We start from the raw sequence: 13569 nt of genomic DNA, 5'->3' as shown, positions 1-13569 counted from the left end.
TGAGACATGAGCGAAACCGAGATCCTCGAGACGCACCTGCAGGAGCTGCGGCGCGGCACCGTCGTGCTCGCGTGCCTCCGCCTGCTCGTCCACCCCGGATACGGCTACGGGCTGCTCCAAGAGCTGGGCGAGCGCGGCTTCCCCACCGACGCGAACACGCTCTACCCGCTGCTGCGGCGCCTCGAGAAGCAGGGGTTCCTCACCAGCGAGTGGAACACCGACGAGTCGCGTCCGCGCAAGTTCTACCGCACCAGCGCCGCGGGCTCGCGGCTCGCGGCATCCCTCACCGACGACTTCCGCGCGATCGCCGCGGCGATCGACGACCTTCCGACCCCCGACGTTCAGCACTGACCCACGATCAGCAACTGAGGAGAACCGACATGACAACCGCGACGCTCACCGACCGTTACGTCGACGCCGCGATGCGCACCGTGCCCGAGGCGCAGCGCGAGGACCTGGCCGCCGAGCTGCGTGGCTCGATCGACGACCAGATCGAGGCGCGTCTCGCCGACGGGGAGGACCACACGTCCGCCGAACGCGCCGTCCTGACCGACCTCGGCGACCCCGACAAGCTCGCCGCCCAGTACACCGACCGGCCGCTGTGGCTCGTCGGGCCGCGCTACTTCCTCGACTGGTGGCGGCTGCTGAAGCTGCTGCTCTGGATCGTCCCGGTGTGCGCCGCCTTCGGCGTCTCGCTCGCGATGGTGCTCGACGGTGCGACGTTCGGCGAGATCGTCGGCGCCGTCGTGCCGCTGCTCATCTCGGTGGTCGTCCACATCGCGTTCTGGACCACCCTGGTCTTCGTCATCCTCGAGCGCACCGGGCACGACACGATGACGAACGGACCCTGGACCCCCGATCAGCTGCCCGAACCGCGCCAGCGCGGCGCCGGACTCGGCGACATGATCACCTCGCTCGCGTTCCTCGCGATCATGGCCGGCGTCGTGCTGTGGGACCACTTCGTCGGACTGGTGCCGACGCAGCCCGGGCTGCCGTTCCTCGACCCGGGGCTGTGGCCCTGGTGGATCATCGGGCTGTTCCTGCTGATGGCCATCGAAGCGGTGCTCGCGATCGTCGTCTACGCCGTCGGACGCTGGACTCCCGCGCTCGCCGTGGCCAACGGCATCCTGAATCTCGTCGTGGCGGTGCCGGCGCTGTGGCTGCTGTTCGAGGGACGGCTCATCAACCCCGAGTTCTTCCCGACGATCATCGCCGACGACGACGCGGAGGTCGGCGCGATCGTCAATGTCGTGATCGGCTTCGTGATCGCCGGCATCGCGATCTGGGACACGGTGGATGCCGCGATGAAGGCCGCGCGGGCCCGCCGAGGCTGACGCCGGTGTCCTCGACTGAGGACATGCGCCGAGATGAGGGTGCGCGGGCGACTGCGCGTCCTCATCTCGGCAATCCTCCTCGAACGAGGATCGCCCCCTCGCAGCGGCCCTAGTCTTTTTCCATGCCCCTCCTCGATACTCCTGTGCGCTTCGGCGTGCAGCTGCAGCCTCAGCACGCCCCGTACTCCGCGTTCCGCGACGCCGTCCTCCATCTCGAGGAGATGGGCGTCGACATCCTCTTCAACTGGGACCACTTCTTCCCGCTGTCGGGCGACCCCGACGGCCTGCACTTCGAGTCGTGGACCATGCTCGCCGCCTGGGCCGAGCAGACCGAGCGCGTCGAGTTCGGAGCGCTGGTCAACTGCAACAGCTACCGCAACCCCGACCTGCAGGCCGACATGGCCCGCACCGTCGACCACATCTCGGCGAAGGACGGCGTCGGCCGCTTCATCTTCGCGACCGGCTCGGGCTGGTTCGCCCGCGACTATGAGGAGTACGGCTACGAGTTCGGCACCGCCGGCTCGCGCCTCGACGACCTCGCCGCCGGGCTCGAGCGCATCGAGGCCCGCTGGCAGAAGCTCAACCCGGCGCCCACGCGCGAGATCCCGGTCATGATCGGCGGCAAGGGCGAGCAGAAGACGCTGCGCCTCGTCGCCCGGCACGCCGACATCTGGCACAGCTTCGTGCGCCCCGACGAGCTGCCGCACAAGCTCGACGTCATCCAGCGCTGGTCGGAGCGCGAGGAGCGCGACACGTCGAACCTCGTCATCTCGAACGAGCTGCACCAGCGCGGCGAGGGCATCGCCGACGAGCTGTACGACGCCGGTGTGCGCCTCTTCACGCTCGCCTTCCAGGGCCCCGACTGGGACTACGACCTCATCCGGTCGTGGCTGCGCTGGCGCGACTCGAAGAACGCCTGAGTCCCGCTCGCCGCGCCAGGTCGCAGTCCGTCTCTCCGTGAGACGACAGTGGGTGGACGAGACCCTGGGTGAACCCCACGGTCTCGTCCACCCGTTGTTGTCTCGCGAGGCGTGAGCGGGAGGACACAGGAGCGGGAGGATGCCGCGGCCGGAGGACCGCGGCACGTCACACGGGGGCCGCAACAACACGCGGAGACTAAACTCGCGCGGGTGACCGCAGCCCCGCCAGCACCCCGCTTCGCCCTCGACATCGACGGGGTGCCGCGACCCGAGCGGTCGCAGCAGCTGCTCGACGGCGTGCGGGAGCGGGTCGTGATCGCCGACGGGGCGATGGGCACGATGCTGCAGCGCTACGACCTCTCGATCGATGGCGACTTCGAGGGCCTCGAGGGCTGCAACGAGATCCTCAACGTCTCGCGTCCGGACGTCGTGGCGGCGATCCACGACGCCTACCTCGAGGTCGGCGTCGACGCCGTCGAGACGAACACGTTCGGCGCGAACTGGTCGAACCTCGGCGACTACGGAATCGACGACCGGATCACCGAGCTCGCCGCCGCGGGGGCGCGGATCGCGCGCGAGCGCGTCGAGGCGGCCGAGGCCGTCGACGGGCGCGTGCGCTGGGTGCTCGGCTCGATGGGGCCGGGTACGAAACTTCCGAGCCTCGGTCACACGACGTACGACAACCTGAAGCAGACGTTCGCGCTGCAGGCCGAGGGCCTCATCGACGGCGGTGCCGACGCGTTCCTCGTCGAGACCTCCCAGGATCTGCTGCAGACCAAGGCCGCCATCAACGGCTGCCGTCAGGCGATCGTGAGCCGCGGCATCCGTCTGCCGATCTTCGTCGAGGTGACGGTCGAGACCACCGGCACCATGCTCATGGGGTCCGAGATCGGGGCGGCGCTCACCGCGATCGAGCCGCTCGGCGTCGACGCCATCGGCCTGAACTGCGCCACCGGCCCCACCGAGATGAGCGAGCACCTGCGGCACCTGTCGAAGCACGCCACCGTGCCCGTCGCGTGCATGCCGAACGCCGGGCTGCCTGTGCTCGGGGCGAACGGCGCGCACTACCCGTTGTCGCCCGCCGAGCTCGCGACGGCGCACGAGCAGTTCGTGCGCGAGTTCGGGCTGGGCCTCGTCGGCGGATGCTGCGGCACGACGCCCGAGCACCTCGCCGCGGTCGTCGAGCGCTTGGAGCCCTTCCGCGTCGCCCCCGGGTCGTTGAGCGAGGCCGCGAGTCGAAACGCGGAGACGAAACGCGCCGACGCTTCCGCGGACGACCCGAGCGTTTCGTCTCGGGCGCCAGAGCGCCCTTCGCTCAACGACCGGAAGGTGACCGAAGACCCCGGCGTCGCGTCGCTGTACCAGCACGTGTCGTTCCAGCAGGATGCCTCGTACCTCGCGATCGGCGAGCGGACCAACGCGAACGGCTCGAAGGCGTTCCGCGAGGCCATGCTCGAGGAGCGGTGGGACGACTGCGTCGAGATCGCGCGGGACCAGATCCGCGTCGGCGCCCATCTGCTCGACGTCTGCACGGACTACGTCGGACGCGACGGTGCCGCCGACATGCGCGAGGTCGTGTCGCGCCTCGCGAGCGCCTCGACGCTCCCGCTCGTCGTGGACTCGACCGAGCCGGCGGTCATCGCGGCGGGGCTCGAGCTGATCGGCGGACGCCCGGTCGTGAACTCCGTGAACTACGAGGACGGCGACGGCCCGACCTCGCGCTTCGGCCGCATCATGCCGCTCGTGAAGGAGCACGGCACCGCCGTCGTGGCGCTGACGATCGACGAGCACGGTCAGGCCCGCACCACCGAAGGCAAGGTGCAGATCGCCACGCGCCTTATCGACGAGCTCGTCGACGAGTGGGGCCTGCGTGTCAGCGACATCATCGTCGACTGCCTGACGTTCCCGATCGCGACCGGCCAGGAGGAGACGCGCCGCGACGCCATCGAGACGATCGAGGCGATCCGGCAGATCACGGCGAAGTACCCCGGCATCAACACCACCCTCGGCGTCTCGAACGTGTCGTTCGGGCTCAACCCGGCCGCGCGCAGCGTGCTGAACTCGGCGTTCCTCCACGAGGCCGTCGAGGCCGGACTCACCTCGGGCATCATCGACGCGGCGAAGATCGTGCCGCTCGCCTCGATCTCCGACGAGCAGCGCAAGGTCGCCCTCGACCTGGTGTGGGATCGCCGCGAATACGACGCCGACGGCAACGTCACGTACGACCCGCTGGCACGGATGCTGGACCTCTTCGCCGGCGTCGACACGGCAGCGCTGCGCAACCAGCGTGCCGCCGAGCTCGCTGCGCTGCCGGTCGGCGAGCGGCTCGAGCGCCGCATCATCGACGGCGAGGGGAAGGGCCTCGAGGCCGATCTCGACCTGGCGCGCGAGGGCGGGCTGGCACCGCTGCAGATCATCAACGACCACCTGCTCGAGGGCATGAAGATCGTCGGCGAGCGGTTCGGCGCGGGCGAGATGCAGCTGCCGTTCGTGCTGCAGTCGGCCGAGGTGATGAAGACCGCGGTGGCGCTGCTCGAACCGCACATGGAGAAGTCGGATGCCTCGGGCAAGGGCCGCATCGTGCTCGCCACCGTGCGCGGTGACGTGCACGACATCGGCAAGAACCTCGTGGACATCATCCTCACCAACAACGGGTACGACGTCGTGAACCTCGGCATCAAGCAGCCGATCGCCGACATCATCGCCGCCGCTGAGGAGCACGACGCCGACGTCATCGGCATGTCGGGCCTGCTCGTGAAGTCGACGGTCGTCATGAAGGAGAACCTCGAAGAGCTCCGCTCCCGGGGCCTCGGCACGAAGTGGCCGGTGATCCTCGGCGGTGCGGCGCTCACCCGCGCCTACGTCGAGGACGACCTGGCGAGCCTCTTCGACGGCGAGGTGCGCTACGCCCGTGACGCGTTCGAGGGCCTCGCGCTCATGGAGCCGCTCGTGAAGATCGCGCGCGGCGCCGACCCGGCATCGGTCGGGTTGCCGGCATTGAAGAAGCGCCGCCATGCGGCCGGCTCGAAGCTCACGCTCACCGAACCCGAGGCGATGCCGACGCGCTCGGACGCGGCATCCGACAATCCCGTGCCCGCGCCGCCGTTCTGGGGCACGCGTATCGTGCGCGGCATCGCCCTGCACGACTACGCCGCCTTCCTCGACGAGCGCGCGACGTTCATGGGGCAGTGGGGCCTGAAGCCGGGCCGTGGAGACGACGGCGCGTCGTACGAGCAGCTCGTCGACACCGAGGGGCGGCCGCGGCTGCGCTACTGGCTCGACCGCATCCTCGGCGAGGGCATGCTCGACGCGTCGGTCGCGTACGGCTACTTCCCGGTCGTGTCGGAGGGCAACGACGTCGTCGTGCTGCACCACGGCGACGATGCGTCCGGGCGGCTCGGACGGGCCGGCCTCCTGGCGCCCGACGGCGGCTCCGGCGGCGAGAACGGCACCGACCGCCTGCGGTTCCACTTCCCGCGCCAGCGCCGCGACCGCCACCTGTGCCTCGCCGATTTCGTCCGCTCGCGCGAGTCGGGCGCCGTCGACGTGCTGCCCGTGCAGCTCGTGACGGCAGGCGCCAACATCGACTCGGTGACCGCGAAGCTGTTCGCCGAGGACAAGTACCGCGACTACTACGAGCTCAACGGTCTCGTGATGCAGCTGACCGAGGCGCTCGCCGAGTTCTGGCACGCCCGGATCCGCTCCGAGCTCGGCTTCTCGGGCGAGGACCCGACCGAGACCGCGGGGCTGTTCAAGCTCGAGTACCGCGGCGCCCGGTTCTCACTCGGCTACCCCGCGTGCCCCGACATGGAGGACCGCCGCAAGGTCGTCGAGCTGCTGCGCCCCGAGCGCATGGGCGTCGAGCTCAGCGAGGAGCTGCAACTGCACCCCGAGCAGTCCACCGACGCCTTCGTCTTCCACCACCCCGAGGCGAAGTACTTCTCGGTCTGACCCGGCTGCGCTGCGGTCGCGAGATCAGGTGATTTCACGGGGGTAGGACGTTTTCCCGGGGACCTTCCTGTGCTCGTGACATCACCTGATGCGGTGACGGATGCCGCGGCCCGCGGCATCCGTCATGTCATTGCGTGGTGATCTCGACGCTGACGTTCGGAGGCGGCGTGGTGTGCACCCAGGCGGCCGGATCGGCGGCGAAGAAGGCCACGAGGCCGATCACCGCCGCGAGGAGCGGGAGGGCCCACATCCCGGTGGCGGCCCGCCGGAGCACGCGTGTGACGACGGCGGCCTCGGTGGCCCGGGAGGCACGGCTCAGCGAGATGATGAAGACGATGGCCATCGCGAGCCACACCACCGGCGACGGCTCGAGTGTCGCGGTGTAGCAGGTCGCCGCAGCGTCGGTGGCGGTGACGCAGCCACCCTGCGAGCCGCGCGCGAACAGCCCGTAGAAGACCGCCCAGAACAGTCCCCGCTTCGCGAGCGAGATGATCTCGGGCACGTAGGCGCCGACGGGATTCGTCGACGTCGGCGTCGGGGTCGAGGTCGGGGTTGGGGGGATCGCTGTGGTCACGTGGGCTCCTCCTGGCACGTGACCTTCACGATAGGGCAGATGCTCGCTCTCGCGGAGCGGGTGCGTGCTGCCGGTGCGGCGCCAGCGGCTTGGCGCGGCGCAGGGCGGCGAGGATCGGCCGGCCCACCACGATCAGCCCGACGACGGTCGTGATCGCGCGGAGGGTGTCCCAGCTGAGCGTCGACGTCACCAGCGAGTACAGCAGGAAGCTCGACAGGTTCACCTCCAGCGGCGCGGTGCCGTCGTACGAGATGCCGGTGCCGTAGCCCACGGCGAACGGCCAGAACCACAGGTTCATCAGCAGGCCGAAGACGTACGAGGCGACGACGCCGTAGACGCAGAGCATGGCGATCTCGGCGGTCGGTGCGAGCCGGCGCGGCAGCGGTGCGTGGAGGGGGCGTGCGGACCGGCGCGGCAGCAGCCCGGCGACGGCCCCGACCCATGCGCATGCGAACATCTGGAAGGGCGTCCACGGCCCGAACGTGCCGGTGATGACCGTGGACAGCGCGATGGTCGCCATGCCGAGGAGCATGCCGAAGCGCGCCCCGTACGCCCGTCCGGCGAGGACCAGCAGGATGAAGACGGCCTCGACCCCGCCGACGCCGGTGCCGGCGATGCGCACCGCCGCCCCGATCGCGGCCAGTGTGCCGAGCAGCGCGAGCATGTGGGCCGAGCGCACCGTGCCGTCGAGCGTGGACACCACCACGAGCATCGCGAGCGGCGCCAGCGCGAGTGCGGCAATCGGCACCGCGGCGTACGCCTGCTGCGGCACGGCGGTCGCGACGAGCGGCCAGCAGAACGCCCCGAGCGCGACGAGGTTCGCGGCGAGGAGGGCGATCAGCGGAAGCCGGGCCGACACCCGTCCTGCGGCCTGGTGGGCCGCGGATTGCGTACCGTACTCAGGAACGCCGGTGCCCGGGAACCCGGCAAGGCCGGTTTCGTGGGCCGGTCCGGGGCGGTGGTCCTGAGAACGGTACGGCGCGGTTGCGGGGGGCCGACGGGGAGGGTCGGCGTCGAGGACGCCCGCACGCATCGACAGCACGCGATCGGCACGAGCCGCGACCTCGGGCTCGTGCGAGCCGACGGCGATCGCGGCCCCGGCCTCGGCGAGCGACAGGAGCGCCGCCCACAGGACATCACGTGCGGCGGGATCGAGGCCGCGGGTCGGCTCGTCGACGAGCAGCACGGCGGGCTCGCCGGCCACCTGGATGGCGAGGGCGAGGCAGCGGCGCTCGCCGACGGAGAGATCGCGCGGATGCCGCGCGAGAAGCGCGGCGAACGCGGGGTCTTCGGGGTCGCGTCCGAGGAACCCGGCGAACCGATCCGCGGTATCGCCGATCGTGTGCCGGCCGCTGCGCACGTGCCGATGAGACGAAGGGAGGTCCACGGACGCCGGCTCCGGCCCGCGTCGACGTCCGGGCTCTCGCCGCGACCGTGTCGCTCGACGATCCGCGCGGGCGCATTCCGCGCCGACCGTGTCGAAGACGAAGAGGTCGTCCGAGGCATCCGGAATCAACGCCACGCGGCCGGCCGCTTCGATCTGCGCGCCGCGCTCGGGCACGGCGAGCGCGGCGAGCAGGCTCGACTTGCCCGCACCGTTGGGTCCGACGAGCGCCACGATCTCGCCCGCGTCGAGCGTGAGATCGGCGGAATCGACGGCGATGACGGCCCCGTGCCGCACGGTGATCCCGCGTGCGCTCAGCGCCGGCGCGCGGCCGCCGTCTCCCGGCGCGCGGCCGCCGTGTCCCGGCGCGCGGCCGCCGTGTCCCGGCGCGCGGCCGCCGTGTCCCGGCGCGCGGCCGCCGTGTCCCGGCGCGCGGCCGCCGTGTCCCGGCGCGCGGCCGCCGCAGTCGCTATCGGGCCCCGCCGCCGGATCCTCTTGCGGCGTGGCTCGCATCGCCCAGGCCGGCGACGCGACCGATCCAGCCCGAACGACCCGCGTGCGTCCCGAGCCCGGGTGAAGCCCGGCAGCAGACGACATGCTCACCACGCCGCCGTCGATGCGGAGCACGGTGTCGGTGATCTCTGACAGCGTCGCCACACGGTGCTCGGCCACGACGACGCACATGACCGCCTCGTGCGCGAGGGCGTCGAGCAGCCCCGCGATACGCACGCGGGCGTCGGCGTCGAGGTCGGCCAGCGGCTCGTCGACCAGGAGCAGGATCGGGTGCTCGATTGTCGCGGCGGCGATCGCGACGAGCGTCGCCTCACCGGCCGACAGCCCGCGCGTGGGCCGGTCGAGGAGCCCTGTCACGCCCACCCGCGCCGCCACCTCGGCCACTCGGGCGCCCACGATCACCGGCGCGACGCCGCGGAGTTCGAGCGCGAGCCCGATCTCATCGCGTACGAGCTCGGTCGCGAACGCCTCGCGCGGATGCTGCAGCACAACGCCCACGCGCTGCGCGAGGTCGCGCGGGGGCACCCGGTCGCGCTCGTGTCCGACGACCCGCAGCGAGCCGGCGATCCAGCCGCCGTCGGTGTGGGTATGAAGGCCGGCGATGGCTCGCAGCAACGTGGACTTTCCCGACCCGGTCGCACCCGACACCAGAGTCAGCGTGCCGGCGGAAAGGACGAGGTCGGCGGGGAGACGGATGCCGGGGCTCGCCGCATCCGCCATCGCCGAAGCGCTGCGCGGGGCTTCGGGGCGCGAGACGACATCTGCCGCGGATGCCCGTCTGCCCCGCCCCGAGCGGGTCACCCGCCCGAAGCCGATCTCCACGTCGCGAGCCTCGACGGGCGCGAGACAGTCGCCGTCGAGGCCGCGCCCCGCGAAGCCGCGAAGCTCGAGGGCCGCGGCGACGTTCCCGGCGCGCTCGAGGGTGCGCTCGAGCAGGGGCAGCAGCATCCGTGGTCCGCCGCGCTCGCCGCGCAGCCGCTGCGCGAACCGCACCGCCCGGGCGCCGTCGGCGAGCGCGGGGAGCGTCGCCCCGGCGATGGCCAGGGCGCGGGCGATGCCGCGGAGCGGACCACGGCGCGACGCCCGCGCGAACACGCGATTGAGGTCGACGACGGCGTTCAGGACGCCGAAGGCGAGGATCGCCAGCGCGATCGGCAGGGCGCTGGCGGCGGCATCCCACAGTCCGTCGATGGTGACGGGGCCGAGCAGCACGACGTGCGCGAACGGCGCCGGCAGCCGCACCGCCGGAAGATCCAGCAGCACGAAGCCGTCGCCGTCGGCCCCGTGGAAGAGGATGCGGTAGACGACCCGGGCCGCTACGAATCCTGCGGCGAGGAGCGCCGCGGCACGCAGAGGACCGGGTCGGAACGTCATGTCAGGTCGTCGGCGCGGCCGGCTCGCCGTTCAGCGTGAAGAGCAGCTCGAGCGACTCGCCCGGCTCGAGCTGGAGGGTCGAGAGTCCCTCCTCGGCATACGCCCACTCGCCGTCCGCGGGCTTGATCCAGAGCGACCAGTATGCGAACGCGGCAGGCATCGACTCGCACGTCTCGAAGTAGTCCGAGCCGTCCGCAGCGGGGATCGCGACGTCTTCGGCAGGCACGCCGTTGACGCGGCACACGACCTCGTCGCCGTACTCGTCGGTGCCCTCGGTCGTCACGTTCACGAGGGTGAGGGCGTCGGCCGCGGCGAGCGTCTCGTCGGTGCCGATGCACCACGCCTTGCTGTCGCCGTCCTCGAGGCTCGACGCGTCCACGGCGACGGTGATGCCGTCGTCGTCCCCGCAGGCGCTGTCGAGGATCGCGACAGTCTTGGTCTCGGCTGGCGTGGGGGTCGAGTCGGGCGAGCCCGTGCAGGCCACGAGGGTGAAGAGCAGGGCAGCGGATGCCGCGGCAGCGGCCACGGTGCGAAGAGTCGAGGTCACCGATCCAGGCTAGTTGGCGGGCAGTGGTGTCCGGTGGCGGATGACGCCCGCCGACGCGCCGCCGTAGGCTGGCCGGGTGAGCGTTTCGGAACTGTTCGACGAGGACGAGTGGATGCCGGCACCCGGCCAGGCGGAGGGCGGTTACAGCGACATCACGTCCCACGTCTCGCGCGACGGCCGCATCGCCCGCATCGCATTCCACCGCCCGGAGGTGCGCAACGCGTTCCGCCCGCACACGGTGGACGAGCTGTACCGCGCGCTCGACATCGCGCGTCAGGACCCGCGTATCGGGGTGGTGCTGCTCACCGGCAACGGACCGAGCCCCAAGGACGGCGGCTGGGCGTTCTGCTCCGGCGGCGACCAGCGCATCCGCGGGCGCGACGGCTACAAGTACTCCGATTCCGATGCCGTCACCGACCCGACCCGCGCCGGGCGGCTGCACATCCTCGAGGTGCAGCGGCTGATCCGCTTCATGCCCAAGGTCGTCATCGCCGTGATCCCCGGCTGGGCCGCGGGCGGTGGGCACTCGCTGCACGTCGTGTGCGACCTGTCGATCGCCTCGGCCGAGCACGGCCGGTTCAAGCAGACCGACGCGGATGTCGGATCCTTCGACGCGGGCTACGGCTCCGCCTACTTCGCGCGCCAGATCGGACAGAAGTTCGCGCGCGAGGTGTTCTTCCTCGCCGAGGAGTACTCGGCGCAGCGCGCATATGAGATGGGCGCGGTCAATCGGGTCGTCCCGCACGCCGACCTCGAGCGCGAGGCGCTCGCCATGGCCCGCACCATCCTCACCAAGTCGCCGACCGCGATCCGCATGCTGAAGTTCGCATTCAACGCCGTCGACGATGGCATGGTCGGCCAGCAGGTGTTCGCCGGCGAGGCGACCCGCCTGGCGTACGGCACCGACGAGGCCGTCGAGGGCCGCGACGCCTTCCTCGAGAAGCGCGACCCCGACTGGTCGCCGTACCCCTGGCACTTCTGAGGACCCGCCGTGCACGAACTCCTCGACATCGCGCGACAGGGCTGTGAGCCCGGCCAGTCCCGTCCGTGGCGCGCGCGTGGGGAGTTGATGTCCGCATGAAGCTCGAACCCGTCGTCGGCGACGATCCCCGCGAGATCCTCCGAGCCCTGCGCGGGGCGCTCCACGGCGCGGGTCCCGCGCTGGGCCTGGGGCTCGTGAGCGGGCTCCCGGGCGAGGTCCGGCCCGGAACGGCCGTCATCGTGACGACATCGGGGTCCACCGGCATCCCCAAGAGTGTCGTGCTCAGTCGCGACGCCCTCACCGCGAGCGCGCTCGCGACCGCCGACCGCATCGGCGACGGCGCGTGGCTCCTGGCGCTGCCGGCGAGCTACGTCGCCGGGCTCCAGGTGCTGGTCCGCTCGCTCGTCGCCGACCGCGAGCCGGCGATCCTGTCCGGCGCTTTCACGCCCCAGTCCTTCGCCGCAGCCGCCCTGCTGATGGTGTCGACCGATCGAGGCGAGCGCGTCCCGACGTACACGTCGCTGGTGCCGGCCCAGCTGTCGAGACTGCTCGACGCCGCGGAGCACGACAGCTCGGTGCTCGCCGCCGTGCGCTCGTTCGAGACGATCCTCGTGGGCGGCCAGGCGCTGCCCGCCGCGACGCTCGAGCGCGCCGAGGCGGCGGGTGCGCGCATCGTCCGCACCTACGGCTCGACCGAGACCAGCGGCGGCTGCGTCTACGACGGCGTGCCGCTCGCGAATGTGCGGCTGCGCATCGAGCGCGGCGAGGTGCAGGTGTCGGGCCCGACCCTGGCCGAGGGCTACCTGGGCGATCACGTGCGGACCGATACCGTATTCCTCCGCGAGCGCGACGGCACGCGGTGGTACCGCACCGGCGACGCCGGCCTGTTCGACGACGGCGTGCTGCGGGTGCGCGGGCGCATCGACAACGTCATCGTGTCGGGCGGCGTCAACGTCTCGCTCGACCGCGTCGAACGGATCGTGCGGGGGATACCCGGACTCCACACGGCCGTCGTCGTCGGGATCCCCGACGAGCGCTGGGGCGAGGCATCCGTCGTCGTCGCCTCCCGCGGGGAGGCGCTGCGCCGCAGCGAAGCGGTCCAGCTGCAGGAGGCGCGCGCCGCCGTGCAGGCCGAGATCGGCGCGCACGCGCGTCCGTCGCGCCTCGTGCTCGTCGACGAACTGGCGACGCTGCCCTCAGGTAAGCCCGACCGCGAGGCCATCCGCCGCGCGGTCCTCGCCCTGCACTGATCCGCCTGGCCCTCCGCTCGAGGCGCTGCCTCGTCCTCGCTGCCGGCCACGTCGTCACTGCGCTGGTCCTCAACTGAGGACGAGTGCCGAGATGAGGTCGATTTCGGCGGTTTCGATCCTCGTTTCGGCTCCGTTCCTCATCTGAGGAGCGCACTCCGCTCGTTCGATGAACCGCTTGTCCTCGTTCGAGGATGCCCTTCGTGAATCTGGCCTCATTTGAGGAACTCCGGTCCTCGTTTGAGGAACGCGCGGCTGTCCCACAGCCAGCCCGCCGCCCTGAGCCCGGGGTGCGCGTCAGCTCTTCGGGTAAGGGCCCGTCTGCACCACGCAGAACCTGTTGCCCTCGGTGTCTTCGAGCACGACCCAGTCGGCGTCGTCGGGGTAGCCGTCCCAGTCGACCTCGCGGGCGCCGAGATCGAGGAGCCGCCGGATCTCCGCCGCCTGGTCTTCGGCGTAGAGGTCGAGGTGGATGCGCGGCGGGTAGTGCTGGGGATATCCGGTGACCGACAGGGCGAGGCTCGCGCCGGGCGCCGCCCAGTGGGCCTTGCCGGGCGGGTCGAGGATCACCCAGTCGTCGCTGGGCTCGCTGCGACTCTCGTAGCCGAGGGCGGAGCGCCAGAAGTCGCCGGCGCGGCCGATGTCTTCCACGGTGAGGACCGTGGATCCGATGCTCAACATGGCCTCTATGATCCGCGCGGCTCCCGACATGCGGCGAGGGGGTTGACGGCCACGCCGGTCTT

The 13569-nt window shown here is 71.4% G+C and carries 10 protein-coding genes; 6 read left to right on the top strand and 4 right to left on the bottom strand.

The genetic code is table 11. The annotated features are described in order from the left end of the window. The first annotated feature begins 6 nt into the window (after positions 1–6). The 4 genes from MRBLWS13_RS08415 (at position 7) to MRBLWS13_RS08400 (ending at position 6205) form a co-directional block, all read left to right on the top strand. On the top strand, positions 7–351 hold the full coding sequence (locus tag MRBLWS13_RS08415) for a PadR family transcriptional regulator (protein WP_349428582.1): 345 nt from the start codon (positions 7–9) through the stop codon (positions 349–351). A 29-nt stretch (positions 352–380) separates the two neighbouring features. Next, a complete protein-coding gene (locus tag MRBLWS13_RS08410; protein WP_349428581.1) occupies positions 381–1334 on the top strand; it encodes a permease prefix domain 1-containing protein in 954 nt (317 codons plus the stop codon). 122 nt (positions 1335–1456) lie between these two features. Continuing rightward, positions 1457–2254: an LLM class F420-dependent oxidoreductase gene (locus MRBLWS13_RS08405; protein ID WP_349428580.1), complete on the top strand. Its 798-nt coding sequence runs from the start codon at positions 1457–1459 to the stop codon at positions 2252–2254. A gap of 210 nt (positions 2255–2464) precedes the next feature. Next, positions 2465–6205, top strand: a complete 3741-nt coding sequence (locus MRBLWS13_RS08400; protein ID WP_349428578.1) for a homocysteine S-methyltransferase family protein — start codon at positions 2465–2467, stop codon at positions 6203–6205. Positions 6206–6332: 127 nt separating this feature from the next. Here MRBLWS13_RS08400 and MRBLWS13_RS08395 read toward each other — a convergent pair whose 3' ends face one another. The 3 genes from MRBLWS13_RS08395 to MRBLWS13_RS08385 are packed head-to-tail and all read right to left on the bottom strand — an operon-like array spanning position 6333 to position 10597. After that, the gene (locus MRBLWS13_RS08395) at positions 6333–6779 is read right to left on the bottom strand and encodes a hypothetical protein (protein ID WP_349428576.1); all 447 of its coding nucleotides are present in this window, start codon (positions 6777–6779) and stop codon (positions 6333–6335) included. 25 nt (positions 6780–6804) lie between these two features. Further along, positions 6805–10050, bottom strand: coding sequence for an ATP-binding cassette domain-containing protein (locus MRBLWS13_RS08390; RefSeq protein WP_349428574.1), 3246 nt, complete (start codon positions 10048–10050; stop codon positions 6805–6807). Position 10051: 1 nt separating this feature from the next. After that, positions 10052–10597 carry a hypothetical protein gene (locus MRBLWS13_RS08385; RefSeq protein WP_349428572.1) on the bottom strand — a complete coding sequence of 182 codons (546 nt, stop codon included), beginning with the start codon at positions 10595–10597 and terminating at the stop codon, positions 10052–10054. Between the two features lie 112 nt (positions 10598–10709). On the opposite strand from MRBLWS13_RS08385, the gene MRBLWS13_RS08380 reads away from it, so the two are divergent. Beyond that, on the top strand, positions 10710–11579 hold the full coding sequence (locus tag MRBLWS13_RS08380; RefSeq protein WP_349429023.1) for a 1,4-dihydroxy-2-naphthoyl-CoA synthase: 870 nt from the start codon (positions 10710–10712) through the stop codon (positions 11577–11579). A gap of 95 nt (positions 11580–11674) precedes the next feature. After that, complete coding sequence (locus tag MRBLWS13_RS08375) at positions 11675–12829, top strand: AMP-binding protein (protein WP_349428570.1); 1155 nt, start codon at positions 11675–11677, stop codon at positions 12827–12829. 294 nt (positions 12830–13123) lie between these two features. On the opposite strand, the gene MRBLWS13_RS08370 is transcribed toward MRBLWS13_RS08375, so the two are convergent. After that, entirely contained in the window at positions 13124–13507 is a 384-nt protein-coding gene (locus MRBLWS13_RS08370) for a VOC family protein (RefSeq protein WP_349428569.1), read from the bottom strand. Positions 13508–13569: the final 62 nt, after the last annotated feature.

It is taken from the genome of Microbacterium sp. LWS13-1.2 (genome assembly GCF_040144835.1).
Taxonomy (GTDB): domain Bacteria; phylum Actinomycetota; class Actinomycetes; order Actinomycetales; family Microbacteriaceae; genus Microbacterium.
Note: the sequence above shows the minus strand (reverse complement) of the source record. Positions and strands in the feature narration are given on the sequence as shown.

Coding starts and splice junctions, on each gene's coding strand:
- MRBLWS13_RS08375 (WP_349428570.1), top strand. CDS start 11,675: ATGAAGCTCGAACCCGTCGTCGGCGACGATCCCCGCGAGATCCTCCGA.
- MRBLWS13_RS08410 (WP_349428581.1), top strand. CDS start 381: ATGACAACCGCGACGCTCACCGACCGTTACGTCGACGCCGCGATGCGC.
- MRBLWS13_RS08390 (WP_349428574.1), bottom strand. CDS start 10,050: ATGACGTTCCGACCCGGTCCTCTGCGTGCCGCGGCGCTCCTCGCCGCA.
- MRBLWS13_RS08370 (WP_349428569.1), bottom strand. CDS start 13,507: ATGTTGAGCATCGGATCCACGGTCCTCACCGTGGAAGACATCGGCCGC.
- MRBLWS13_RS08415 (WP_349428582.1), top strand. CDS start 7: ATGAGCGAAACCGAGATCCTCGAGACGCACCTGCAGGAGCTGCGGCGC.
- MRBLWS13_RS08405 (WP_349428580.1), top strand. CDS start 1,457: ATGCCCCTCCTCGATACTCCTGTGCGCTTCGGCGTGCAGCTGCAGCCT.
- MRBLWS13_RS08380 (WP_349429023.1), top strand. CDS start 10,710: ATGCCGGCACCCGGCCAGGCGGAGGGCGGTTACAGCGACATCACGTCC.